This window comes from Pseudomonas sp. GW456-E7, from assembly GCF_059424105.1.
Map to the genome: position 1 here is coordinate 1 of NZ_JBWKZB010000044.1, position 23,985 is coordinate 23,985.

The 23,985-nt window shown below is 61.6% G+C and carries 22 protein-coding genes; 14 read left to right on the forward strand and 8 right to left on the reverse strand.

Annotation, left to right across the window (positions count from 1 at the left end; all coding sequences use genetic code 11):
* Positions 1-172: 172 nt before the first annotated feature.
* Entirely contained in the window at positions 173-469 is a 297-nt protein-coding gene (locus AC07YV_RS23450) for a DUF1330 domain-containing protein (protein ID WP_095967716.1), read from the reverse strand.
* 70 nt (positions 470-539) lie between these two features.
* Here AC07YV_RS23450 and ribBA point away from each other — a divergent pair, with 70 nt between their 5' ends.
* From ribBA to AC07YV_RS23480, 6 genes are all read left to right on the forward strand, one after another.
* Positions 540-1,649 (forward strand): bifunctional 3,4-dihydroxy-2-butanone-4-phosphate synthase/GTP cyclohydrolase II, encoded by a 1,110-nt coding sequence (gene ribBA / locus AC07YV_RS23455; protein WP_015095693.1) that lies wholly within the window; start codon positions 540-542, stop codon positions 1,647-1,649.
* Between the two features lie 322 nt (positions 1,650-1,971).
* Complete coding sequence (locus AC07YV_RS23460; protein ID WP_102701563.1) at positions 1,972-2,997, forward strand: ABC transporter substrate-binding protein; 1,026 nt, start codon at positions 1,972-1,974, stop codon at positions 2,995-2,997.
* Complete coding sequence (locus AC07YV_RS23465; protein ID WP_015095695.1) at positions 2,994-3,938, forward strand: ABC transporter permease; 945 nt, start codon at positions 2,994-2,996, stop codon at positions 3,936-3,938. The genes AC07YV_RS23460 and AC07YV_RS23465 overlap by 4 nt, the downstream gene beginning before the upstream one ends.
* A gap of 6 nt (positions 3,939-3,944) precedes the next feature.
* Entirely contained in the window at positions 3,945-4,754 is an 810-nt protein-coding gene (locus AC07YV_RS23470) for an ABC transporter permease (RefSeq protein WP_007976227.1), read from the forward strand.
* Between the two features lie 16 nt (positions 4,755-4,770).
* A complete protein-coding gene (locus AC07YV_RS23475) occupies positions 4,771-5,925 on the forward strand; it encodes an ABC transporter ATP-binding protein (protein WP_102701564.1) in 1,155 nt (384 codons plus the stop codon).
* 264 nt (positions 5,926-6,189) lie between these two features.
* Positions 6,190-7,905 carry an amidase gene (locus AC07YV_RS23480; protein ID WP_102701565.1) on the forward strand — a complete coding sequence of 572 codons (1,716 nt, stop codon included), beginning with the start codon at positions 6,190-6,192 and terminating at the stop codon, positions 7,903-7,905.
* 372 nt (positions 7,906-8,277) lie between these two features.
* Here the strand turns inward: AC07YV_RS23480 and AC07YV_RS23485 are convergent, their stop codons facing one another.
* A complete protein-coding gene (locus AC07YV_RS23485) occupies positions 8,278-9,294 on the reverse strand; it encodes a bile acid:sodium symporter family protein (protein ID WP_102701566.1) in 1,017 nt (338 codons plus the stop codon).
* Positions 9,295-9,378: 84 nt separating this feature from the next.
* On the opposite strand from AC07YV_RS23485, the gene AC07YV_RS23490 reads away from it, so the two are divergent.
* Positions 9,379-10,167, forward strand: a complete 789-nt coding sequence (locus tag AC07YV_RS23490) for an AraC family transcriptional regulator (RefSeq protein ID WP_102701567.1) — start codon at positions 9,379-9,381, stop codon at positions 10,165-10,167.
* A 223-nt stretch (positions 10,168-10,390) separates the two neighbouring features.
* On the opposite strand, the gene AC07YV_RS23495 is transcribed toward AC07YV_RS23490, so the two are convergent.
* A complete protein-coding gene (locus tag AC07YV_RS23495) occupies positions 10,391-11,491 on the reverse strand; it encodes a polyamine ABC transporter substrate-binding protein (protein ID WP_015095700.1) in 1,101 nt (366 codons plus the stop codon).
* A gap of 15 nt (positions 11,492-11,506) precedes the next feature.
* Between AC07YV_RS23495 and AC07YV_RS23500 the strand changes: the two genes are divergently transcribed.
* A complete protein-coding gene (locus tag AC07YV_RS23500; protein ID WP_102701568.1) occupies positions 11,507-11,713 on the forward strand; it encodes a hypothetical protein in 207 nt (68 codons plus the stop codon).
* 223 nt (positions 11,714-11,936) lie between these two features.
* Here AC07YV_RS23500 and AC07YV_RS23505 read toward each other — a convergent pair whose 3' ends face one another.
* Entirely contained in the window at positions 11,937-13,262 is a 1,326-nt protein-coding gene (locus AC07YV_RS23505) for an OprD family porin (protein WP_102701569.1), read from the reverse strand.
* A 348-nt stretch (positions 13,263-13,610) separates the two neighbouring features.
* Here AC07YV_RS23505 and AC07YV_RS23510 point away from each other — a divergent pair, with 348 nt between their 5' ends.
* Complete coding sequence (locus AC07YV_RS23510) at positions 13,611-14,231, forward strand: glutathione S-transferase family protein (RefSeq protein ID WP_102701570.1); 621 nt, start codon at positions 13,611-13,613, stop codon at positions 14,229-14,231.
* A gap of 205 nt (positions 14,232-14,436) precedes the next feature.
* On the opposite strand, the gene AC07YV_RS23515 is transcribed toward AC07YV_RS23510, so the two are convergent.
* Positions 14,437-15,843, reverse strand: a complete 1,407-nt coding sequence (locus AC07YV_RS23515) for a purine-cytosine permease family protein (protein WP_102701571.1) — start codon at positions 15,841-15,843, stop codon at positions 14,437-14,439.
* Positions 15,844-16,167: 324 nt separating this feature from the next.
* On the opposite strand from AC07YV_RS23515, the gene AC07YV_RS23520 reads away from it, so the two are divergent.
* The 5 genes from AC07YV_RS23520 (at position 16,168) to AC07YV_RS23540 (ending at position 20,395) form a co-directional block, all read left to right on the forward strand.
* Complete coding sequence (locus AC07YV_RS23520) at positions 16,168-16,653, forward strand: flavin reductase family protein (protein WP_007976207.1); 486 nt, start codon at positions 16,168-16,170, stop codon at positions 16,651-16,653.
* Between the two features lie 231 nt (positions 16,654-16,884).
* Positions 16,885-17,928: an LLM class flavin-dependent oxidoreductase gene (locus AC07YV_RS23525; protein ID WP_102701572.1), complete on the forward strand. Its 1,044-nt coding sequence runs from the start codon at positions 16,885-16,887 to the stop codon at positions 17,926-17,928.
* 206 nt (positions 17,929-18,134) lie between these two features.
* Positions 18,135-18,284 (forward strand): hypothetical protein, encoded by a 150-nt coding sequence (locus AC07YV_RS23530; protein WP_494990358.1) that lies wholly within the window; start codon positions 18,135-18,137, stop codon positions 18,282-18,284.
* Between the two features lie 75 nt (positions 18,285-18,359).
* Positions 18,360-19,037, forward strand: coding sequence for a cysteine hydrolase family protein (locus AC07YV_RS23535; protein ID WP_102701573.1), 678 nt, complete (start codon positions 18,360-18,362; stop codon positions 19,035-19,037).
* Positions 19,038-19,042: 5 nt separating this feature from the next.
* Positions 19,043-20,395 carry a purine-cytosine permease family protein gene (locus AC07YV_RS23540; protein ID WP_102701574.1) on the forward strand — a complete coding sequence of 451 codons (1,353 nt, stop codon included), beginning with the start codon at positions 19,043-19,045 and terminating at the stop codon, positions 20,393-20,395.
* A 301-nt stretch (positions 20,396-20,696) separates the two neighbouring features.
* Here the strand turns inward: AC07YV_RS23540 and AC07YV_RS23545 are convergent, their stop codons facing one another.
* Genes AC07YV_RS23545 through AC07YV_RS23555 form a run of 3 tightly spaced genes read right to left on the reverse strand, consistent with a single transcriptional unit; the run spans position 20,697 to position 23,933 of the window.
* Positions 20,697-22,043: a glutamine synthetase family protein gene (locus AC07YV_RS23545; RefSeq protein WP_102701575.1), complete on the reverse strand. Its 1,347-nt coding sequence runs from the start codon at positions 22,041-22,043 to the stop codon at positions 20,697-20,699.
* A gap of 20 nt (positions 22,044-22,063) precedes the next feature.
* A complete protein-coding gene (locus tag AC07YV_RS23550) occupies positions 22,064-22,618 on the reverse strand; it encodes a helix-turn-helix domain-containing protein (RefSeq protein WP_007976194.1) in 555 nt (184 codons plus the stop codon).
* Positions 22,619-22,643: 25 nt separating this feature from the next.
* Positions 22,644-23,933 carry an NAD(P)/FAD-dependent oxidoreductase gene (locus AC07YV_RS23555; RefSeq protein WP_102701576.1) on the reverse strand — a complete coding sequence of 430 codons (1,290 nt, stop codon included), beginning with the start codon at positions 23,931-23,933 and terminating at the stop codon, positions 22,644-22,646.
* Positions 23,934-23,985: the final 52 nt, after the last annotated feature.

Consider the following 23,985-nt stretch of genomic DNA (forward strand, 5'->3'; position numbering starts at 1 on the left):
AATGCCCCCGGATGAATACCGCAGCGAAGGAACCCCGAGCCTCAGCGAGGGGCCGTACGTAAGGGGCGAGCGTTTTTGGTTACTTTTAAGGCGCTTGTTAAAAGTGACTCGCCGTAAGGGCGAAACCGCCAGCCGCCGTTACCGAAGAAACGGATATGTACACATTCGCAATTCAAAGCGGCGCCACGCCTTCGACAATGATGACCTCAGCCAAAGCCACCCCCTCACGATACCCCCTCGCCTCCTGATACAACGCCGAGTGATAACAAGCCACCGCCTGCTCATAGGAATCAAACTCGATCACCACACTGCGCTGCGGCGTCGCCCGACCTTCCATCGCCTCACTCCGCCCACCCCTCGCCAGAATCCGACCGCCATACAGGGCAAACGCCTGCGGCGCCCGCCGGGTGTATTGGCTGTATTGATCAGGGTCAGTGACATCCACATGAGCAATCCAGTACGCCTTCATAGTGACCTCTCGGTTTGTTTTGTATTATGGTATACCACATTACCCCTCCCACAAACACCGAGACTCCAGCATGGCCTTCAACAGCATCGAAGAAATCATCGAAGATTACCGCCTCGGCAAAATGGTCCTGCTGGTCGACGATGAAGACCGGGAAAACGAAGGCGACCTGTTGCTGGCCGCCGACTGCTGCACACCCGAGGCGATCAGCTTCATGGCCCGTGAAGCCCGTGGCCTGATCTGCCTGACCTTGACCGACGAACACTGCAAACGCCTGGGCCTGGAGCAAATGGTGCCGAGCAACGGCAGCGTGTTCAGCACCGCGTTCACCGTGTCCATCGAGGCCGCCGTCGGCGTGACCACCGGTATCTCCGCCGCCGATCGTGCCTGCACCGTGGCCGCCGCCGTCGCCGCCAACGCAGGTCCCGCCGACATCGTGCAACCCGGGCACATCTTCCCGCTGCGCGCCCGGGAAGGCGGGGTGCTGACCCGCGCCGGTCATACCGAGGCCGGTTGCGACCTGGCCCGCCTGGCCGGCCATACGCCCGCCTCGGTGATCGTCGAAGTGATGAACGACGACGGCACCATGGCCCGCCGCCCCGACCTGGAAGTGTTCGCGCGCAAGCACGGGATCAAGATCGGCACCATCGCCGACCTGATCCACTACCGCCTGAGTACCGAACACACCATCGTGCGCATCGGTGAACGTGACTTGCCGACGGTGCACGGCACCTTTCGTCTGATCACCTTCGAGGATCGCATCGAAGGCGGTGTCCACATGGCCATGGTCATGGGCGATCTGCGCCGCGATGAGCCGACGCTGGTGCGCGTGCATGTGATCGATCCGTTGCGCGACCTGGTCGGTGCCGAATACAGCGGGCCGACCAACTGGACCTTGTGGGCCGCCTTGCAGCGTGTCGCCGCCGAAGGCCACGGCGTGGTGGTGGTGCTGGCCAATCACGAATCCTCCCAGGCGCTGCTGGAACGCGTGCCGCAATTGACCCAGTCGCCCCGGCAGTTCAGCCGTTCGCAGTCGCGGATTTATTCGGAGGTGGGCACCGGCGCGCAGATCCTGCAGAACCTGGGTGTCGGCAAGCTGCGCCACCTCGGCCCGCCGTTGAAATATGCGGGCTTGACCGGGTATGACCTGGAGGTGGTGGAGAGTATTCCATTCACCGAATGATCCTCGGCTGAATGCAATCCCCCTGTGGGAGCGAGCCTGCTCGCGAAGAGGCCGGTACATCCAACATCTTCGTTGACTGTTACACCGCCTTCGCGAGCAGGCTCGCTCCCACAGGGGATTGCGTCACCGGGCAATAGTCAGAACCACTGAAAAACCACTTTTGGCTGATAGCCGGTACGGCAAAGTGCTTGCACAAAGTTTGGAATACCATAATATGATATTCCATAGACCGGACAGTCAGCACTGACTCGACGGACCTACTGCTCCCGATAGGCGGGCACTCGAAAGCCCCGCTCATAAACACAACAATGAGGGCGTGAAAATGGTGTTGAACAAACGTGCGACCGCGGTTCTTTTGGCGGGACTGCTGAGCGTCACCAGCCAGGCATTGCTGGCGGCTGAAAGCGTCAACTTCGTGAGTTGGGGCGGCAGCACCCAGGATGCGCAGAAGCAGGCCTGGGCCGATCCGTTCAGCAAGGCCAGCGGCATCACCGTTGTGCAGGATGGCCCGACCGACTACGGCAAGCTCAAGGCCATGGTCGAAAGCGGCAACGTGCAATGGGACGTGGTCGATGTCGAAGCCGACTTCGCCCTGCGCGCCGCCGCCGAAGGCTTGCTCGAACCCCTCGACTTCAAAGTCATCGAGCGCGACAAGATCGACCCGCGCTTCGTCAGCGATCACGGCGTCGGCTCGTTCTTCTTCTCCTTCGTCCTCGGCTACAACGAAGGCAAGCTCGGCGCCAACAAGCCTCAGGACTGGTCCGCGCTGTTCGACACCAAGACCTACCCCGGCAAACGCGCCCTCTACAAATGGCCAAGCCCTGGCGTGCTCGAACTGGCGCTGCTGGCCGACGGTGTAGCGGCGGACAAGCTTTATCCGCTGGACCTGGATCGCGCGTTCAAGAAACTCGACACCATCAAGAAAGACATCGTCTGGTGGGGCGGCGGCGCGCAGTCGCAGCAGTTGCTGGCCTCCGGTGAAGCGAGCATGGGCCAGTTCTGGAACGGCCGGATTCATGCCCTGCAGGAAGACGGCGCCCCGGTCGGCGTAAGCTGGAAACAGAACCTGGTCATGGCCGACATCCTGGTCATTCCCAAGGGTTCGAAAAACAAGGACGCGGCGATGAAGTTCCTGGCCAACGCCAGCAGCGCCAAAGGACAGGCCGACTTCTCCAACCTGACCGCCTACGCCCCGGTCAACGTCGACAGCGTGGCGCGCCTGGACTCGGCGCTGGCCCCGAACCTGCCGACAGCTTACGCAAAGGATCAGATCACTCTTGATTTCGCATACTGGGCCAAGAACGGTCCGGCCATTGCGACACGGTGGAACGAATGGCTGGTCAAATGAAAATGACGGCAACCGCGCCTCGTCCTTCCACGGCCTCCGGGAGCGCCATCGGCGCTGCCGGTTCGGCAGTCGGCCAGACCCTTGCAAAGCAGCCCTCGCCGTCGCTGAAACAGCGTTGGCGTGGCGCCAGTAACCTGGTCCCCGCCCTGCTGTTCCTCGGCCTGTTCTTTCTCGCGCCGTTGATTGGCCTGCTGCTGCGCGGCGTGCTGGAACCGGTGCCGGGCCTGGGCAACTACGAGCAACTGTTCGCCAACTCGGCCTATGCCCGGGTCCTGCTCAATACCTTCTCGGTGGCGGGCCTGGTCACGCTGTTCAGCCTGTTGCTGGGCTTCCCGCTGGCCTGGGCGATCACCCTGGTGCCCCGTGGATGGGGGCGCTGGATCCTCAACATCGTGCTGTTGTCGATGTGGACCAGCCTGCTCGCCCGCACCTACTCCTGGCTGGTGTTGCTGCAAGCCTCCGGGGTGATCAACAAGGCGCTGATGGCGATGGGCATCATCGATCAACCGCTGGAGATGGTGCACAACCTCACCGGCGTGGTGATCGGCATGAGCTACATCATGATCCCGTTCATCGTGCTGCCGTTGCAGGCGACCATGCAGGCCATCGACCCGATGATCCTGCAGGCCGGTTCGATCTGCGGCGCCAGCCCCTGGACCAACTTCTTCCGGGTGTTCCTGCCGCTGTGCCGGCCGGGGCTGTTCTCCGGCGGCCTGATGGTGTTCGTGATGTCCCTCGGTTACTACGTGACCCCGGCGCTGCTGGGCGGTGCGCAGAACATGATGCTGCCCGAGTTCATCATTCAGCAGGTGCAGTCGTTCCTCAACTGGGGCCTGGCCAGCGCCGGCGCCGCGTTGCTGATCGTGATCACGCTGGTGCTGTTCTACTTCTACCTGAAGCTCCAGCCGGAATCCCCGGTTGGTGCCAGCAACGCGAGGTAAGCCGTCATGCTCCTGACCCCCAATGCCATGAGCCGCCGGATGCGCTTCGGCCTCTATGCCACCACCGGGCTGATCGGTCTGTTCCTGCTGCTGCCGATCGTGTTCATCGTGCTGCTGTCGTTCGGTTCGTCGCAATGGCTGGTGTTCCCGCCGCCGGGCTGGACGCTGAAATGGTACGGCCAGTTCTTCTCCAACGCCGACTGGATGAACGCGGCGATGGCCAGCCTGAAGGTCGCGGTGCTGACCACGTTCTTCGCCGTCGCGCTGGGCCTGCCCACCGCGTTCGCCCTGGTGCGTGGCCGCTTCCCCGGCCGGGAAATGCTCTACGGCCTGTTCACCCTGCCGATGATCGTGCCCCTGGTGATCATCGCCGTGGCGGTGTACGCGCTGTTCCTGAAACTGGGCTACACCGGGACCATGTTCGCCTTTGTGGTCAGCCATGTGATCGTGGCGTTGCCGTTCACCATCATCTCGATCATCAACTCGCTGAAGCTGTTCGATCAGTCGATCGAGGATGCGGCGGTGATCTGCGGCGCTTCGCGCCTGCAAGCAGTGTTCAAGGTGACCTTCCCGGCGATCCGCCCGGGCATGGTCGCCGGCGCCCTCTTCGCCTTTCTCGTCTCGTGGGATGAAGTGGTGCTGAGCGTGATGATGGCCAGCCCGACCCTGCAAACCCTTCCCGTGAAAATGTGGACCACCCTGCGCCAGGACCTGACGCCCGTGATCGCCGTCGCCTCGACGCTGCTGATCGGCCTCTCGGTATTGGTCATGGTGATCGCCGCCGCTCTGCGCCGGCGCAACGAAATCAGCGCTTGAGCGCCAGGAGTACGACATGAGTGCAGTGATCAAAGATTCCGCGCAGCAAAATGACAAACCCCTGGTCAGCCTGCGTAACCTGAACAAGCACTACGGCGACTTCGCCGCCGTGGACAACATCTCGCTGGACATCAAGGACGGTGAATTCCTCACCTTCCTCGGCTCCAGCGGCTCGGGCAAAAGCACCACGCTGTCGATGCTCGCCGGCTTCGAAACGCCGAGCAGCGGCGAGATCCTGGTCAATGGCCAGTCGCTGGTCAACGTGCCGCCGCACAAACGCGACATCGGCATGGTGTTCCAGCGTTATTCGTTGTTCCCGCACCTGTCGGTGCGCGACAACATCGCCTTCCCGCTGGCCATTCGCAAACTGGCCACAGCCGAACGCGAACGCCGGGTCGATGCAATGCTCAAGCTGGTGCAGCTTGAGCAATTCGCCCATCGCCGCCCTTCGCAACTCTCTGGCGGCCAGCAGCAACGCGTCGCCATCGCCCGCGCGTTGGTTTACGAGCCACGCATCCTGTTGATGGACGAACCGCTGGGCGCGCTGGACAAGAAACTGCGCGAAGACTTGCAGGATGAACTGCGCCAGCTGCATCGGCGCCTGGGCATCACCATCGTCTACGTGACCCACGATCAGGAAGAAGCCATGCGCCTGTCCCAGCGCATCGCGATCTTCAGCCACGGCAAGATCGTTGGCCTGGGCAGCGGTTATGACCTGTACCAGAACCCGCCGAACGCCTTTGTCGCCTCGTTCCTCGGCAACTCCAACTTCCTCAAGCTCAAGGCCCAGGGCAATGCGGTGGCAACCTTCGAGGGGCAACCGCTGTCGATCCGACTCACCGCCAGCCTGCAAACCGACCAGGACGTGCTGTTGATGGTGCGCCCGGAAAAAGCCCTGGCCCTGAGCAATGAACAAGCCCTCGCCGAACCGCTGGCCGCCGGCTGGAACGAAGTCTCGGCCAAGGTCGTGGAAGTGCTGTTCCTCGGCGAAAGCCAGACCTGCAGCGTGATCACCGCTGGCGGCACCTCGATGACGGTCAAGGCACTGTCCGCCGCCGGCATGCCGCTCAAGACGGGCGACCCGGTGCGGGTGCGTTGGGCCACCGCCGACGCCTGCGTCTACACCGAATGGGCCGAAAGCGACCTGAACAAGGCTGCCGGCGCTCACTGATCCATTGGCCTGCGCGCGCGGGCCACTATAATGAGTCACCCTCGGGCCACCACAACGTCGGGTTGTGGTGGCCTTTTTTCTGTCGCCTGTAAGATAAATTGGACAACGGATTCCTAAAATCCCGGTTTAATGCTAAATAGTGCTCAGTATTTTTAACACCCGACCCTGTCGTGCCACACAGTGCAACGAGAATAACGATATGAAAGTCCATTTCGAGAAAAGTGAAGTGTTTGGGACCCTCCACCTGCAAGCGGCGGTGGCAGCATGATCGAAGTCACCGAAGTTTCCATTGCCGAGCTGCGCGCCGCGCTCGAATCCGGCCAGACCACCTCGGTTGAACTGGTCCAGGCCTATCTCGCGCGGATCGATGCCTATGACGGTCCCGAGACGCCCACGGCACTGAACGCGGTGGTGGTGCGCAACCCCGAGGCTCTCGCCGAAGCACAGGCCGCCGACGCCCGTCGCGCCAAGGGCCAGGTGCTGGGTCCGCTGGACGGCATCCCTTACACCGCCAAGGACAGTTATCTGGTCAAGGGCCTCACCGCCGCTTCCGGCAGCCCGGCCTTCAAGGACCTGGTTGCCTATCGCGATGCGTTCACCATCGAACGCCTGCGTGCCGCCGGGGCGATCTGCCTGGGCAAGACCAACATGCCGCCAATGGCCAACGGCGGGATGCAGCGCGGCGTCTACGGCCGCGCCGAGAGCCCGTACAACGCCGGCTACCTCACCGCCCCTTTTGCCTCCGGTTCGTCGAACGGTGCCGGCACGGCCACCGCGGCCAGTTTCGCGGCCTTCGGTCTGGCGGAAGAAACCTGGTCGAGTGGTCGCGGCCCGGCTTCGAACAACGGTTTGTGCGCCTACACCCCGTCGCGCGGCGTGATCTCGGTACGCGGCAACTGGCCGCTGACCCCGACCATGGACGTGGTCGTGCCGTTTGCCCGGACCATGGCCGACCTGCTCGAAGTACTCGACGTGGTGGTGGCCGATGACCCGGACACTCGCGGTGACCTGTGGCGCTTGCAGCCTTGGGTGCCGATCCCGAAATCTTCTTCGGTACGCCCTGAGTCCTACGCGGCGCTGGCGGCGAACAGCGAAGCGCTCAAAGGCAAGAAGTTCGGCGTTCCGCGCATGTACATCAACGCCGACCCTGAAGCCGGCACTTCCGAAGCACCGGGCATCGGTGGCCCGACCGGCCAGCGCATCAACACCCGTCCTTCGGTGATCGGCCTCTGGGAACAGGCGCGCAAGGCCCTCGAAGACGCCGGTGCGCAAGTGATCGACGTGGACTTCCCGCTGGTCTCCAATTGCGAAGGCGATCGTCCTGGCGCGCCAACCGTGTTCAATCGCGGCATCGTCTCCAAGGAATTCCTGCACCATGAACTGTGGGACCTGACCGCCTGGGCGTTCGATGACTTCCTGCAGGCCAACGGCGATCCGAAATTGAATCGCCTGGTCGATGTCGACGGCCCGCAGATCTTCCCTCACGACCCGGGCACCCTGCCCAACCGCGAGGGCGACCTGGTTGCCGGCATGGACGAATACGTGCGCATGGCCGAGCGCGGCATCACGCCGTGGGACCAGATCAGCACAGTGCCCGACGGCCTGCGCGGACTGGAAAAGACCCGCAAGCTCGATCTGGAAGACTGGATGGATCGCCTGGGCCTCGACGCGGTGCTGTTCCCGACAGTCGCCGATGTAGCGCCGGCGAATGCCGATGTCGATCCGCAGTCGGCGGATATCGCCTGGAGCAACGGTATATGGGTCGCCAACGGCAACCTCGCCATCCGTCACCTCGGCGTGCCAACCGTCACCGTGCCGATGGGCGTGATGCCGGACATCGGCATGCCGGTCGGCCTGACCTTCGCCGGGCGCGCCTATGACGACTCGTCGCTGCTGCACCTGGCATCGGCGTTCGAGTCCACCGGGAACAAACGCATGATCCCGCCGCGCACCCCGCCATTGGCGGCTGACAAGCGCTGATGCAGGCGCTGGCTTAGCAAGCTCGCTCCTACAGACGCGGTCTCCTGTAGGAGCGAGCTTGCTCGCGATGGTCGTTAACGAAAACGCGTGTGAACTGGATGTACGCGGTCCTTTGTAGGAGCTGGCCTGCCAGCGATGGTCGTTAACGATAACGCGGGTCAACTGGATGAACGCGGTCCTTTGTAGGAGCTGGCCTGCCAGCGATGGTCGTTAACGATTACGCGGGTAAACTGGATGAACGCGGTCCTTTGTAGGAGCTGGCCTGCCAGCGATGGTCGTTAACGATTACGCGGGTGAACTGGATGAACGCGGCGCACTTGAGTCCATCGCCAGCAAGCTGGCTCCTACAGTCCATCGCCAGCAGGCTGGCTCCTACAGGTTTCCGGGGTTCTCAGGATCGACCTGGGCCATCAGTTCCGGAATCGATTCCGGCCGATTGGCAAAACGCTGTGCCAGCACCGCACAGACCATCAGTTGAATCTGGTGGAACAGCATCAACGGCAGGATCAACACGCCAATGGTGCTACCCGCAAACAACACCTGCGCCATCGGCACACCGGTCGCCAGGCTCTTCTTCGAGCCGCAGAAGAGAATGGTGATGCGGTCTTCCTGATTGAAGCCGAACGCCTTGCCCAGTACGGTCGAGGCCACCAACACCAGCGCCAGGACCACGCAGCACGCCACCACCAGCCCGACCAGGTCCAGCAACGGAATCTGGTGCCAGAGGCCTTCGATCACCGCCTCGCTGAACGCGCCGTAGACCACCAGCAAAATCGAACCCTGATCGACGAACTTCAGCCAACTCTTGTTGCGCCCCACCCAGTTGCCGATCCAGCGCCGCGCGATCTGCCCGGCAATGAACGGCAGCAGCAACTGCACGCTGATCTTGAGGATGGCGTCGAGGGTCGAGGCGCCTTCGCCGTGCACATTGAGCAGCAGGGTCACCAGCAAGGGCGTGAGGAAAATCCCGAACAGGCTGGACGCCGCCGCGCTGCAGATCGCCGCCGGGATGTTGCCCCGCGCCAGCGAAGTAAAGGCAATCGCCGACTGCACCGTGGCGGGCAGCGCACACAGGTACAGCATGCCCATGTACAGGTCGTTGCCGATCAACGGCGACAGCAGCGGCTTGAGCGCCAGGCCGAGCAGCGGGAACAGCACGAAGGTCAGGCTGAACACCAGCAAATGCAGGCGCCAGTGCCCGGCACCGGCAATGATCGACTCGCGGGACAGCTTGGCGCCATGCAGGAAAAACAGCAGCGCGATGGCGATGTTGGTCAGCCAGCCAAAACCGACCGCGACCTGGCCGCTGGCAGGCAGCAGGCTGGCGAGCGCGACCACGCCGATCAGGGTCAGGGTGAAGTTGTCGGGTAACAAACGGGGGCGCGTCATGGGTTGATCATCCGGGGGTTGCCAGTACGTGAAAGCGACTCTAACGTGACTGGATATTACCGACTAACGCCGATGAGCCCACCGATGCCGCCTAAAGGACATGACAAAAGTATCCGGCGCAGTATTCCCGGGCTGTCCAGCCTGCCAAGGCCGCTCTACGGCCGTACCGAATCGCTGCCCAATCGCGCCCTGACCCGGCGCCACAGCCACCCGTGGGTGCAGTTGTCCTATGCGATCCAGGGCGTGCTCGAAATCCAGACCGGCGTCGGGCGCTTCGTCGCCCCGCCGGAGCGTGCGGTGTGGATTCCGGCGGGCATGCCGCACCGGGTGTTCAGTTCGCCGCGCACGGAAATGCGCAGCCTGTACATCGATTGCAGCGTCTCGACCTGGGCGCCGCCGGGCTGTCATGTGTTGGCGGTCAGCGATCTGTTGCGCGAGTTGATCCGTGCCTTCAGTCAGATTCCGGTGGAATACGATCAGGACGGAGCGCACGGTCGGTTGGCCCAGGTGATTCTCGATCAGTTGGCTGAGGCCCCGCAGATCGACCTGATGCTGCCCCTGCCCCAGGACAGCCGGTTGCGGCAAATCGCGCAAAGCCTGGAGTTGCACCCCGAGCAACAAACCACCCTCAGTCACTGGAGCGACCAATTCGGCGTCACCGAGAAAACCCTCAGTCGTCTGTTCCTGCGCGACACCGGCCTGACCTTTCGCGCCTGGCGCCAGCGCTTGCGCCTGCTCGGCGCCCTGACGCCATTGGAACAGGGCGAGCGAGTGACCGACGTGGCGTTGGCTTGCGGCTATGACTCGACGTCGGCGTTTATTGCGGCGTTTCGTCAACAGTTCGGCAAGACACCGGGTGAGTTTTTTCGCTGAGCCTTGCGCCGTACATCTCTGTTGCCTGTCAGTCCGCCATCGCGAGCAAGCTCGCTCCCACAGGGGGCTTTATGTCGTACGCAGAATTTGTGCACAACAACATTCAACTGTGGGAGCGAGCTTGCTCGCGATGGCGGTGGGTCAGTCGACACCTGCATTGACTGACACTACGCCTTCGCGAGCAGGCTCGCTCCCACAGGGAGTTCACATAAATTTTCCGGGGTTACTGATCGGACTTGATGCTGGTCCACACCCGCGTGCGCACCCGCTCGAGCTTTTGCGGCAATGGCTGCACGACGTACAGCGTCTTCAATGCCTCGCTGGTCGGTGTCAGGTTCGGGTTGCCGGTGATGTCCTTGTTGATCAGCGCCAGCGAATCCTTGTTGGCATTCGGGTAACCGAGGAAGTCGCTGATCGGCGCGATGACTTTCGGGTCCAGCAGGTTGTTGAGGAACTCATGGGCCTCGGCGACATTCTTTGCGCTTTTCGGGATGGCGAAGGTGTCGAACCAGATCGGCGCACCCTCTTTCGGCAGGCGCCAGTCGACGACCACACCGTTACCCGCCTCTTTGGCGCGGTTGCCGAACTGATAGAAGCTGCCGGAGTAACCGATGGCCACGCAGATATCGCCGTTGGCGATGTCAGTCATGTACTTGGCGGAGTTGAAATAGGTGACGTAAGGACGGACCTTGAGCATCAGCGCCTTGGCTTTTTCGTAGTCATCCGGGTTCTGGCTGTTCGGGTCCAGCCCCAGGTAATGCAGGGCCAGCGGCAGGATCTCCGACGGCGAGTCGAGCATCGCGACGCCACAGGCCTTGAGCTTCTCCATGTTCTCGGGCTTGAACACCAGGTCCCAGCTGTCCACCGGCGCATTCTCGCCCAGCGCCGCCTTGACCTTGGCCGGGTTGAAACCGATCAGCACGGTGCCGTACATGTAGGGCACGCCGTACTGGTTGCCCGGGTCGTTCTTGTCCAGCAGCTTGAGCAACGCCGGGTCCTGGTGCGACCAGTTCGGCAGTTTGGACTTGTCGAGTTTCTGGAACACGCCCGCCTTGATCTGGGTTTCGATGAACTGGTTGGAGGGCACCACCAGGTCGTAGCCCGAGTTGCCGGTGAGCAGCTTGGCTTCCAGGGACTCATTGGTGTCGAAGGTGTCCCAGGTCACCTTGATCCCGGTGTCCCTGGCAAAATCCTTGGGTACGGACGGCAGGATGTAGTCCGCCCAGTTGTACACCCGCAATTCGCGCGGTTCGGCGTGCACCGCGCTGGCCAGCAGCGACAGTCCGCAAACGGTGGCACCCAGTATGCGTTTCATTGAGTCCATGGATCATTTCCCCAAGTGTGGCGTGAGTTCGATGGTTTTTATGTTCTGTACACGGCAGCGGCCTTGAAAATTGCCAAGGGCAAGGAAGTGAAGTTTCTGGTTGTGATTCTTGCCGAGGGCGTGGCCGGTTCACAGCGTGAGTCAGGCCAAAAGGAGATCGAAACGGCCAAAATACCTGTCCGCTTTGATCAGCGATGCGACAGTGCGGCGGCCAGCCCATGAATCGATTTTTCTGTGGGAGCGGGCTTGCTCGCGAAGAGGCCAGCACATTCAGTATCGATGTGATCTGACACACCGCCATCGCGGGCAAGCCCGCTCCCACAGGGTTTGCGCGGTCCTTGTGGGAGCGGGCTTGCTCGCGAAGAGGCCAGCACATTCAATACCAATGTCGCCTGACACACCGCCTTCGCGAGCAAGCCCGCTCCCACAGGGGACTGTGGTGTGATTACAGCAGCGACAAGGTGTAATTGATGATGAACCGGCTCTGGTCGACATTGCGGCCGGCGTCGGTGTTCGATTTGGCATTACGCAGTGTGAACCCTACCCCCTTGAACGTGCCCGACTGCAACACGTAGTCCAGGGTCATGTCGCGCTCCCATTCGGACTGATCGCGGGCGTTTTGCGCCTTGATGTCCGTGCCCTTCAGATACGCGATCGAGGCTTTCAGGCCCGGCACGCCCATGGGCGCGAAGTCGTAGGTGTATTGCCCGAAGTTCGTCTGCTCTCCGGCACGGGCAAAGTTCTGGATCATCTTGTCGGTGGGCAGGTAGACACTGCCGCCGCCCGCCCCTTTGTCCACCAGGCTGCCCTGGTTGGGCTGGACGAAGTTGCTGCCGTCGCCCACCCGTTGATGACCCACCGACACCGCGTGCCCGCCATGGGTGTAGGTGAGCATCGCCACCCAGGTGCTGTTGTCGATTTCACCGTCGTTGTCGTCGGTGTAACCGGATACCCGATAACCTTGCGCGCGACCGGAGGCTGAGCTGTTGGCACCGCTGGACGTGGTGCGGAAGTAGCGCAGGTCGGTGGTCAGTGAGCTGGCGCTGTCGATGGACAGAATGTGCGTCAGCCCGAGAAAGCTCTGGTTGTAGAAATCTACCAGCTGCGCGAAGTAATACTGCGTCTTGAGGGTTTTGCTGAGGTTGTAGTCAGCGCCGGCGTAGTAGAACTTGTTGCTGTCCTGGGTGCTGCCGGCGACCGACAGGCCTGTACGGTCGGTCGAGGCACGCCCGACCGCGTGTTCGAGCACACCGCTGGTCAGGGTCAGGCCTTCGATGTCGTTCGAGGTGACCTGCGCACCGGTAAACGATTGCGGCAACACACGCGCATCGTTGGCCAGCAGGATTGGCAACTTCGGCAGCAAGGTGCCGTAGCGAAATTCAGTCCTAGCCAGGCGCATCTTCGCCGTAGGACCGAAGCTGCTCCAGGTGTCGGCCGCGCCGTCGCCGTCGGAAGGAATCATGCCGCTACCGACGTGGCGCCCCGCTCCGCTGTCCAGCGTGATGCCGAGCAACGCCTGGGCATCGAGCCCGAACCCCACCGTGCCCTGGGTAAACCCGGACTCATAGCGCAACACGAAGCCCTGGGCTGACTCTTCGGTTTTCGAAGGCTGTGCTGCGCCATCGCGATTGTCGCTGTTGAAGTACAGGGTGCGCATCGACAGACTGGCCTTGCTGTCTTCGAGAAAACCATGGGCGGCGGAATCGGCGGCCTGTGCACACAGCGAACCGGTGGCCAACAGGACTGCGGTGGAAATCGCGCGTTTGAACATAGGGTGCTCCTGGGTGTTTCTTATCGTTATTTGAAGGTTTCACCGCCAGGCAGGACCCGATTGCCGCCCACGCAACAGCGCTCAACACGAGCGCGACAACAGGCGCGTTCGATGAGTGATGTGAATCGTTCGAGGTGAGGGGTTACTGACTGGCTTGTGAAACTCTTAAAACATTTCGGCAGGCTATTATCAAACGCGGTGAAAGTAGTTTTCGTAGAGGGATACGGCTTGTCGCGCAGGGGTATGGACGATCACTGTTTTTGAATATCGGTGCGGCGGATTTTCATCATACTGACCTCATCGGCAGTGTTCGCTGGCTGCCTGTGTGTCACCCAAGGAGCAATGCCCATGAACGATCGGATAGAGCTGTTCGGCGCCAATACCGGCAACAGTCTGCGGGCCGCGATCGCCCTCGAAGAGTCGGGCATCGCCTACACGGCACGCAAGCTCGACCTGTATGCACAGGAGCACCGCGGGCCGGACTTCCTGGCGCTCAACCCGGCCGGGAAAGTACCGACCCTGATCGATCACGGGACGACGCCGACGCTGGTCATCAACCAGTCCAACGCCATCATCCAGTACGCCGACTCCATTGCCCCCGGAAAGCTGGCACCGGCGCAGCCGGGACCTGTGCGCACCCGGGTGATCGACCGCTATTTCTTTTTCGTGACCGATGTCATCGCCCCCAGCCATGCCGCGTTTTTTCTGCACCAGGCAGGCCAGGACAAAGCGGCGGCGATCATCGATCTGCGGGTGATCGAACAACTGACCTACTCGGAAAGTTATTTGACCGGCGAATTCATGGCGGGCGAACAGTTTTCCATGGCCGATATTTCGGCGTTCACCATTGCCATGGCATTCCGTGACCGGCTGGACTGGAAGCTGCTTCCACAGCTATCGCGCTGGTTCGACACGGTCGAAGCCAGGCCGGCGGTACAACGTGGCCTGAATGTGTTCAAGCATTCCTGAGCAATCAGCGAACACAAAAATGCCCGACACGCCGCCGTCACTGTGGGAGCGAGCTTGCTCCGGGCGGCGTTCCGACGATGGACTTAAGAGCGCTGCGTTTAGTCAGTAAACACGCGGCATCGTTAACGACCATCGCGAGCAAGCTCGCTCCCACAGTGACGACGACGTGCCGGGCATTTTTATACGAACACCAAACGATTTTGCCTCAGTCGGTGTAGCCGAACCTCACCGCACGGCTTTCCTGCGCCTGGCTTCGCGTAGCGAGGCAGTAATACAACGGGCATGTCACCACCAGACCCACCAGCCACGACAGGTCCGCGCCGTCTACCAGATTGGCGTACGGCCCGACATACAGTGAAGTGTTGGCGAATGGCAACTGCACGATGATGCCGATGAAGTAGGCGATGATCGCGTGCAGGTTGAAGCGCCCGTAGATGCCGCCGTCCGCGCGGAAGATCGAGGCGATGTCGTAGCGGCGACGCTTGATCAGGTAGAAGTCGATCAGGTTGATCGACGCCCAGGGCACCAGCACCAGCAGCAGCGCCAGAATCAGGCCGATGAACTGCGAAATGAAGTTCGCCGAGGCGCCCAGCGCCACCACGCAGCAACCCGCCAGGATGATGCCCGACAACACCACGCGCACCTTGATGCTCGGCGTCCACTGGCTGGCGAAGGTCTGGATCGAGGTGATGATCGACAGCACCGCGCCATACAGATTCAGGGCGTTGTGGCTGATGATATTGAGCAGGAACAGCACCATCAGGATCGGCCCCAGCCAACCGGTGGACTGCTTGACCGCCGCCATCGCCTCGGTGCCTTCGGGCGTCGCCAGTACCGCCACGGCACCGAAGGTGAACGACAGGATCGTGCCCAGGGTCGCCCCCAGGTAAGTGGCGAAGAACGGCCGGGTGATGCCGATGTCCGCCGGCAGGTAGCGCGAGTAGTCCGACACATACGGCGAGAAGCTGATCTGCCAGATGATGCCCAGCGAGACCGTGGCCAGCCAGCCCGACAGGTTGAACCCGCCGCGAGTGAAGAAGTCCGCCGGCAGGTCATGGGCGAAAATGTAGAGGAAACCGGCGAGCAACGCGCTGCCCATGACCCAGGTGCCGATGCGGTTGAGGGTGTGGATGAAGCGATAACCGATCACCCCGATGGCCGTGGCGCTGAGGGCGCCGATCAGAATGCTCGCCGGCACCGGAACCGACGGCGCAATGCCGACGATCGATTTGCCTGCCAGCACGATGTTGGAAATGAAGAAACCGATGTAGATCAACGCGGCGAAGAACACGATCAGCAGTGCGCCGTAGCGGCCGAACTGACCACGACTCTGGACCATCTGCGGAATGCCCATGCACGGCCCCTGGGCCGACGCCAGCGCAATCACCACACCGCCGACCATGTGCCCGAGGGCAATCGCCAGCAGGCCCCAGAACAGATTGAGGTGGAACACCTGGACCACCATGGCGCCGGTGACGATGGGTAGTGGCGCGATGTTGGTGCTGAACCACAGGGTGAAAAGATCGCGGGCCTTCCCATGGCGCTCTGCGAGTGGAACGTAGTCGACCGTGTGGTTCTCGATCAACGGATCTTGCCGGGACATCTGGGACATGTGCATGAACTCGAGTTTGTCTGTTCTTATCTTTGTATGAAGCCAAACCGGGGGGACTCTCTGGCCGCCCCTCAGATGAGAACCATATTATGGTATTCCAAACTTTAAACAAGACTGATCCGGTCTTTGAACAAGCCTCTGAGCCGGTATCCTGCCCGATTGACGCCCACACTGGCTAGCCGATAGCCCCGTAATCATTGGCTTTGCGACGAAAGCCGTACGTTTATCGGTTCACTCAAAAAGACCTTGCAATCGATGTATTACGGTATACCATCAGACCTATAAACACATAAAAACCGCGTCACACCACCCGAGGACCGTCCAATGATCGATGCCGCCATCTACAAACAAGTCATGGGCTCGTTCCCGTCCGGAGTGACCGTGATCACTACGCTCGATGAAGATGGGCAAATCGTCGGCCTGACCGCCAGCGCCTTCAGCTCGCTGTCGATGGACCCGGCGCTGGTGCTGTTCTGCCCCAACTACAGCTCCGACTCCTACCCGGTCCTGATCAGGAACAAACGTTTTGCGATCCACGTGCTGTCCGGCGGCCAGCAAAGCGAAGCCTATGCCTTCGCGCGCAAAGGCAAGGACAAGGCCCAGGGGATCGAGTGGACGCTCAGCGAGTTGGGTAACCCGATCCTGGCCAACGCCACGGCGGTCATCGAATGCGAGTTGTGGCGCGAATATGAAGGCGGCGACCACGCCATCATGGTCGGCGCGGTGAAGAACCTGATCGTGCCCCAGCAGAGCAGCGGGCCACTGGTGTATTGCCACGGCAAGATGGGTGCCCTGCCTGTTCTGGCCTGATCCCTCTGATATCACCGCATCCCCCTGTGGGAGCGGGCTTGCTCGCGAAGACGGAGTGTCAGTCAACACATATGCCGCCTGGAAGTTCGCTTTCGCGAGCAAGCCCGCTCCCACACTGTTTAGCGTTAGCCGCGAAGAGAAGTCATTTGCGGAAATTATGTATTATGGTATACCAATATCCATCAGGCCCGCAGTCGACAGGCCAACAACAAAAGATCCGAGGTAAGCGTCATGAAGTTTTCCCTGTTCGTACACATGGAACGTTGGGACGAAAGCGTCAGCCACCGCCAGCTGTTCGAAGACCTGACCGAACTGACGCTGATGGCCGAAGCCGGTGGATTCAGCACCGTGTGGATCGGTGAACACCACGCCATGGAGTACACCATTTCGCCGAGCCCGATGCCGCTGCTGGCTTATCTGGCGGGCAAGACCACCACCATTCACCTCGGTGCCGGCACCATCATCGCGCCGTTCTGGCATCCGCTGCGGGTGGCCGGTGAATGCGCGTTGCTCGACGTGATCAGCAATGGCCGCATGGAAGTCGGCCTGGCCCGTGGCGCCTACCAGATCGAGTTCGACCGCATGGCCGGCGGCATGCCAGCCTCCTCCGGCGGCCAGGCGTTACGGGAAATGGTTCCGGTGGTGCGAGCCTTGTGGAACGGTGACTACGCCCACGACGGCGACATCTGGAAATTCCCGACCTCCACCAGCGTGCCCAAGCCGATCCAGCAACCGAACCCGCCGATGTGGATCGCCGCCCGCGACCCGGACTCGCACAACTTCGCGGTGGCCAACGGCTGCAACGTCATGGTCACGCCGCTGATGAAAGGCGACGAGGAAGTCCTCGACCTGAAGAACAAATTCCAGGCCGCCCTGGACAACAACCCTGGCGTGCCGCGCCCGCAACTGATGGTGCTGCGACACACCCACGTGCACACCGCCGACGATCCGCAGGGCTGGGAAGTCGGGGCCAAGGCGATCTCGAAGTTCTATCGCACCTTCGATGCCTGGTTCGGCAACAAGACCACCCCGGTCAACGGCTTCCTCGCGCCGAGCCCGGAAGAGAAATTCGCCGGTCGCCCCGAGTTCGAACTCGAGAGCCTGCACAAGACCGCCATGATCGGCACCCCGGAAGAAATCATTCCGCGCATCAAGTACTACCAGGAACTGGGTGTAGACGAGTTCAGCTTCTGGTGCGATAACAGCCTGCCCCACGCGGAGAAGAAAAAATCCCTGGAGCTGTTCATCAAGCATGTGGTGCCAGCGTTTCGCTGATTGCGCCGCCCTGCGCCCTGATGCGAGGCCGAGGGTCAGCACACCTCAACTGTGGGAGCGAGCTTGCTCGCGAAAGCGCCGGGTCAGTCAACATGGATGCTGGCTGTAATGACGCCTTCGCGGGCAAGCCCGCTCCCACAGGGATTGATGTACCGGACACACCGCGTTCGCGAGCAAGCTCGCTCCTACAGGAGTCGATTCCAATGATGACTGATCGTCTCCCATCACTCGCCCTCCCCTCCGGCGCCGCGCGGGCTTACCTGCGCGGTGAATGGACCGCTTCGCACCTGCATTTCAAGCGTCTGCGCGCCAGCGTTTCGGCCAAGCAGAACGGCTTCTGGCAAATAGTTCACTGAGCCCACCCGAACAGCCAATCACGCACCCCGCGTCTCGTGCGGTGCTTTGTATTCGCCTTTGATCAGGTTTGCCCAATGAACAATAACAACGCGCTGTTGATCATCGACATGCAGCAGGAGGACGGTTTCGTCCTGGAAAACTTCGACAGGGTGCTCGCCCATACCGCCGCCCTGCTCGATACCGCCCGCCATCAGCGGATGCCTGTCATCTATACCCGCCACATCAATCAGGCCGACGGCAGTGATCTGCCCCACGGTGAACCCCTGGCCGCCGACGGTGGCCCCGGCGGTTACCGCGCCGGCACCCGGCAAGTGGAAATCATCGAGTCGCTGACGCCGCAGCCCGGTGAATGGATCATCGACAAGGGCCGTTACAGCGCCTTTCACCGCACCGACCTCGACGCCCGACTCAGGGCCATGGAGGTCGACACGCTGATCGTCTGCGGCGTGTTGACCGACGTCTGCGTGCTGACCAGCGTGTTCGATGCCTTCGCCCTGGGCTATCGCGTGCGCCTGGTCAGCGATGCCTGCACCACGACCACCGAGGCCGGGCATTATTCGGCCTTGCTGATCATGGCCAACTGGGTCTACTCGCTGGAAATCCTCACCACGACCGAATGCCTGCGCGCCCTGGAACAGCGCGACTACCTGAGCCTGATCCCCGAGCGTCCGGACCTGTTTGCCCACCAGCCCCATGAGCTGCAAAGCACCATCGCCCGTCTGCAATCCCGTCTCGTCCGGACTCAGGAGTGATCGCCATGCAAGTCGAAAAAAGAAGCATCGATTTCATCCCCGAGACCGAACGCCACGGCAAGCCGGGCTCGCTGTTCTATATCTGGTTCGGCGCCAACATGAACATCACCACCATCGCCTCCGGCGTGTTGCCGGTGGTGATGGGGCTCAACCTGTTCTGGAGTGCGCTGGCGATCATCGTCGGTTCGTTGCTGGGGGCGATTTTCATGGCCTCCCACTCGGCCCAGGGACCGAAGCTGGGCATTCCGCAAATGATCCAGAGCCGGGCGCAATTCGGCGTGCTGGGGGCGGTGTTGCCGCTGCTGTTCGTGATGCTGATCTACCTGGGCTTCTTCGTCAGCAACACCTTGCTCGCGGCCCAGGCGCTGGAGTCCGTCAGCCCGCTGCCGATGTCCGGCAACATCTACCTGATCGGCGCGTTGTGCTTCGTCGTCGCCCTCTATGGCTATCGGTTGATTCACCGTTTGCAGAAGCTGCTGTCGATCCTGTCGCTGGTGGTGTTCGTGGCCGCCACGGTGCTCGCCTTGCAGTTGCCGATCGCGGCCGAACAATGGCTGCCGAGCGGCTTCTCGTTGTCGAAGTTCCTGGTGGCAGTGAGCATCGCCGTGACCTGGCAACTGTCCTACGCGCCTTACGTTGCCGACTACTCGCGCTACCTGCCGAGCAATACGCCGACCGCCCAGGTGTTCTGGTACAGCTATGCCGGCACGGTCAGCGGTGGCGCGTGGATGATGATTCTCGGGGCGATCCTGAGCGTCGGCATCGGCGACTTTTCCAGCAACGTCGGCGGGCATGTCGCCGGTTTGTTCGGCACTGGCGCGGTGCTGCTGTTCGCCTTCATCGTCTATGGCCAGGTGTCGATCAACGTGTTCAACCTGTACGGCGCGTTCATGTCGACCATCACCGTGATCGAGCCATTCGCCCGACTCAAGGTGACGCCGCGGGTGCGCGGTATGTTCATGCTGCTGATCAGCCTGGTGGCCACGGCCCTGTGCACCATCAGTCAGGACGACTTCATCAACTTCTTCCTGAACTTCATCTTCTTCATGAGCTACTTCCTGATCCCGTGGACGGCGATCAATCTGGTGGACTACTACTGCCTGCGCAAAGGGCAGTACCGGATTGACGACATCTTCGACCTGAACGGAATCTACGGGCGGGTCAACCGGATTGCCTGCGGCAGTTTCCTGCTGGCGATCGCCCTGGAAATTCCGTTCATGAACACCACGCTGTACGTCGGCCCGGTGGCCACGGCGCTGGACGGGGTGGATCTGGCGTGGGTGGTCGGGTTGCTGGTGCCGGCGGTGAGTTACTACTGGCTGATGAAAATGACCGCGCGCGTCAGCGTACCTGCATAGTCATCAGCCTTTGACGGCAAAAAGATCGCAGCCTGCGGCAGCTCCTACAAGGGCAAGACGTACACCCCTGTAGGAGCTGCCGCAGGCTGCGATCTTTTGATTTTCAACGGCCAACCAAACTCCAGGCAAAAAAAATCCCGGGCAGCTGATGGACGCCCGGGACTTAAAAATGCATAAACCGTGGTGGTGAACGCGGCGCGGATATTACGGAATATTTCGGCCTGTAACAAGATATTTTTATTCACCATCCAGTTACTAAACGCTCTAAGCCCTTATATATCCACATATTTTCTAAGGGCGACTACAAGAACCAGCGATACTCACGCGCGCTGATGTCATGCAGAAATGCCAGATGATCCTGGCGTTTGTTTTCGCAATAGACGTCTACGAACTCCGCCCCCAAGCCTTCGCGCACGGCTGAATGATGTTGCATGGACTGTACCGCTTCGAGCATTTCCAACGGGAAATCGACGCCACTGCTGCGGTCTTCGTTGAGCGGTGCAATCGGCTCGCGCTCCCCTTCCAGGCCCTGCTCCAACCCCACCAGGATCGCCGCCAACGCCAGATACGGGTTGGCATCGGCGCCCGCCAGGCGATGTTCGATGCGCAGGTTCTTGACGTCCGACTCCGGAATACGCAAGCACGCATCGCGGTCCTCGAAGCCCCAACTGGCGCGGGACGCAACGTTCACCGTGCCACTCAAGCGACGCATGGCATTGTGGTTCGGGGCAAAGATCGGCATGCAGTGCGGCAACACCTCCAGGCAACCAGCCACAGCATGGCGCAGCGCCCGCTGACCGTTCGCCGCCAGCAGGTTGTTGCCGGCCTGGTCATACAGGCTGACGTGCACGTGCATGCCGCTGCCGGGGTGTTGCAGGTAAGGTTTGGCCATGAAACTGGCGCGCAGGTTGTGCTTGAGCGCCACGCCCCGTGTGCTGCGGCAGAACAGCGCGGCCCAGTCGGCGGCACGCAGGCCGTCATCGCAATGGCCGAAATTGATTTCGAACTGGCCCGGGCCGAGTTCGGCGGTGATCACCGTGGCATCGATGCCTTGGGCTCGCGCGGTCTCGACCATTTCATCGAGCACCGGGGCGAAGCGCGACAAGCGTTCGATGTGCATGTTCGGCTGATCGTCGGCGTCGCCGGTCAGCTCATCACGGGGGAACTGCGGCAGGCCGTCCTTCAAGCGGCTGTCGAACAGGTAGAACTCCAGCTCGAAGGCCACCACCGGGAAAATCCCTTTACGGTGCAGGCGGTTCAGCACCTGCGCCAACACTTCACGGGGTTCGAATTCGATGGGTTTTTCCGTGCCGTCGGAGGTGATCAACATCTGGCCCAAGGGCTGCTTTTCCCAGGTCACCAGCTTCAAGGTGCCAGGCACCAAACGCCGCAGCGCATCCGGGTCACCATCGTTGAAGCAGTAGTCTCCGATCTTGAACAGCCCGCCCTGGGTGCCGAGCAGCACGCAGTTTTGCGGCAGTTTCAGTGCACTGCCGGCAGCGACTTTCTCCAGCATCTCGATCGGGTAGCGCTTGCCGTAGAAATGCCCCGGAATGTCCAGGGAGATCAGGTCGACATAACGCACTTCGGGGTTGCAGTGGCGGAAGTTGCGAACTTCGGCCAGCAGTTCAGAGCACACGGCATCCATCGTTTTGGTCCTTGTTGTTATCAGGTGTAAACCCAAAGCACGCGGGTCAGTTGGTCGGACAGGTTGCCGTAGCGGCAGTGCGCATGGCTGGCCAGTTGAAAGCTGTCGCCGGGATGCAGGGTCACCGGTTCGTTGTCGTCGAGCCACAGGGTCAGTTGCCCTTCGAGGACATAACCGCCCTGCTCCGAGCTGTCCTTCATGTGCCGGTCGCCGCTGCTGGCGCCGGGTTCGAGCTGGCTTTCAAGCATCGAGAACGACGCGCGCATTTTTGGCGAAACGAGGATGTCGGTGATGCCGTCGGCGTAGTACAGCGTGCGGCGCTCGTCCGGGCGGGTGACCCAGGACAACGCCATGGGTTTGGGCAGGCTGTAGAAATAGGTGGTCGGCACGCCGAGGGTTTCGCTGATCGCGGTCAGGTCCGCCACCGTCGGGCGCGACAGGCCGCGCTCGACCTGGGACAGAAAACCCACGGAGCGGCCGATTTTGTCCGCCAGTTCCTTCAGGGTGTACTTCTTGTGCTTGCGCAGGTCCTGGATCAGGATCGCCAGCGCCGAAATTTCTTCTTGCATGTCCATCTTGAGGCTTCCAGAAAGTGTCGCGTCAAATACTGTCGCGCAGTCGATACCAGGCTTTGCCGATGGCTTCCAGCGGCGCGGCCAGGTATTTGCCGCCGGGAAAACTGCCGTTGTTCAGGCCCTGGTACAGGGACAGTTCGTCGGGTTGACCGAGGATCGCGTCGGACACCGCCCGCGCCGCGGCCAGTGTCGGCAGCACGCCATGCCCGGAATAGCCCTGCATCCAGTACAGATCGCCACGGCGACCGATATCCGGCGTGCGCTTGAGGGTCAGGTCGATGTGTCCGCCCCAGGCAAACTCCAGCGCCACGCCCGTGAGTTGCGGGAACACCCGCTCCAGGAACGGTCGGGTCGCCGCGGCGATGTCCTTGGGCATCCCGCCCAGGTAAGTGCAACCGCCGCCGAACAGCAGGCGGTTATCCGGGGTGCGGCGGAAATAATCGAGCACGAACTGGTTGTCGGTCACGCAGACGTTACTCGGCAGCAGCGCAGTGGCCTGGTCCCTGGTGAGCGGCGCGGTCGCCACCTGATAGGTGCCGACCGGCAACACGCAACTGGCCAATTGCGGGTCGAGCCGATCGAGGTAGGCGTTGCACGCCAGCACCAGCACATCGGCGCCAATACGACCGCGCTCGGTCGTCACCACAAAGCCTTCGCCCTCCTCGCCATAACTCAGCGCCTTGCTTTGCTCGTAGATACGACCGCCAGCCCGCTCAACCGCCTCCGCGAGGCCCAGGGCCAGTTTCAGCGGGTTCAAATGCCCGCCCTCGGGGTCGAACAGGCCGGCCTGATAACGCTCGCTGGCCACCCATTCCGGCAGCTGTTGCCGGGGGATGAACTGCAGTTTGTCGTGACCCCACTTGTGGCTGGCCTCGTGCTGCCACTCGGTCAGCAGCCCCACTCGCCGCGGCATCACCGAAGTCCAGAGATGGCCGGCGCGGTAGTCGCAATCGAATTCATGGCGGCCGGGCAGATCACGCAATTCGCGCGCGGCCCAGCGCATGCCGTCCCACAATCGCCGCGCCCGCTCGTATCCCAGCGCCGCTTCCAGCGGTGGCATGTCGCACGACCAGCCGAGAATCGCCTGCCCGCCATTACGCCCGGACGCGGCCCAGGCCACCCGGCTGGCTTCGAGCAAAGTCACGCGCTTGCCGGCCAGCGCCAGGCGCAACGCCGTGTGCAAACCACTGAAACCAGCCCCGATGATCAGCACTTCGGTGTCTTGCTCACCTTCCAGTGCGGTGCGATTGACCAGTCGATCGGCGCAGCTATGGGCGTAGTAACTGGCGACATGCCGGGTGGATTGCTGAAACATACGGCCTCGTGAAATTTTGTATTTTTAATTTCATGAAAAAATACACGGTTAA

Coding starts and splice junctions, on each gene's coding strand:
- AC07YV_RS23450 (WP_095967716.1), bottom strand. CDS start 469: ATGAAGGCGTACTGGATTGCTCATGTGGATGTCACTGACCCTGATCAA.
- ribBA (WP_015095693.1), top strand. CDS start 540: ATGGCCTTCAACAGCATCGAAGAAATCATCGAAGATTACCGCCTCGGC.
- AC07YV_RS23460 (WP_102701563.1), top strand. CDS start 1,972: ATGGTGTTGAACAAACGTGCGACCGCGGTTCTTTTGGCGGGACTGCTG.
- AC07YV_RS23465 (WP_015095695.1), top strand. CDS start 2,994: ATGAAAATGACGGCAACCGCGCCTCGTCCTTCCACGGCCTCCGGGAGC.
- AC07YV_RS23470 (WP_007976227.1), top strand. CDS start 3,945: ATGCTCCTGACCCCCAATGCCATGAGCCGCCGGATGCGCTTCGGCCTC.
- AC07YV_RS23475 (WP_102701564.1), top strand. CDS start 4,771: ATGAGTGCAGTGATCAAAGATTCCGCGCAGCAAAATGACAAACCCCTG.
- AC07YV_RS23480 (WP_102701565.1), top strand. CDS start 6,190: ATGATCGAAGTCACCGAAGTTTCCATTGCCGAGCTGCGCGCCGCGCTC.
- AC07YV_RS23485 (WP_102701566.1), bottom strand. CDS start 9,294: ATGACGCGCCCCCGTTTGTTACCCGACAACTTCACCCTGACCCTGATC.
- AC07YV_RS23490 (WP_102701567.1), top strand. CDS start 9,379: ATGCCGCCTAAAGGACATGACAAAAGTATCCGGCGCAGTATTCCCGGG.
- AC07YV_RS23495 (WP_015095700.1), bottom strand. CDS start 11,491: ATGGACTCAATGAAACGCATACTGGGTGCCACCGTTTGCGGACTGTCG.
- AC07YV_RS23505 (WP_102701569.1), bottom strand. CDS start 13,262: ATGTTCAAACGCGCGATTTCCACCGCAGTCCTGTTGGCCACCGGTTCG.
- AC07YV_RS23510 (WP_102701570.1), top strand. CDS start 13,611: ATGAACGATCGGATAGAGCTGTTCGGCGCCAATACCGGCAACAGTCTG.
- AC07YV_RS23515 (WP_102701571.1), bottom strand. CDS start 15,843: ATGTCCCAGATGTCCCGGCAAGATCCGTTGATCGAGAACCACACGGTC.
- AC07YV_RS23520 (WP_007976207.1), top strand. CDS start 16,168: ATGATCGATGCCGCCATCTACAAACAAGTCATGGGCTCGTTCCCGTCC.
- AC07YV_RS23525 (WP_102701572.1), top strand. CDS start 16,885: ATGAAGTTTTCCCTGTTCGTACACATGGAACGTTGGGACGAAAGCGTC.
- AC07YV_RS23530 (WP_494990358.1), top strand. CDS start 18,135: ATGACTGATCGTCTCCCATCACTCGCCCTCCCCTCCGGCGCCGCGCGG.
- AC07YV_RS23535 (WP_102701573.1), top strand. CDS start 18,360: ATGAACAATAACAACGCGCTGTTGATCATCGACATGCAGCAGGAGGAC.
- AC07YV_RS23540 (WP_102701574.1), top strand. CDS start 19,043: ATGCAAGTCGAAAAAAGAAGCATCGATTTCATCCCCGAGACCGAACGC.
- AC07YV_RS23545 (WP_102701575.1), bottom strand. CDS start 22,043: ATGGATGCCGTGTGCTCTGAACTGCTGGCCGAAGTTCGCAACTTCCGC.
- AC07YV_RS23550 (WP_007976194.1), bottom strand. CDS start 22,618: ATGGACATGCAAGAAGAAATTTCGGCGCTGGCGATCCTGATCCAGGAC.
- AC07YV_RS23555 (WP_102701576.1), bottom strand. CDS start 23,933: ATGTTTCAGCAATCCACCCGGCATGTCGCCAGTTACTACGCCCATAGC.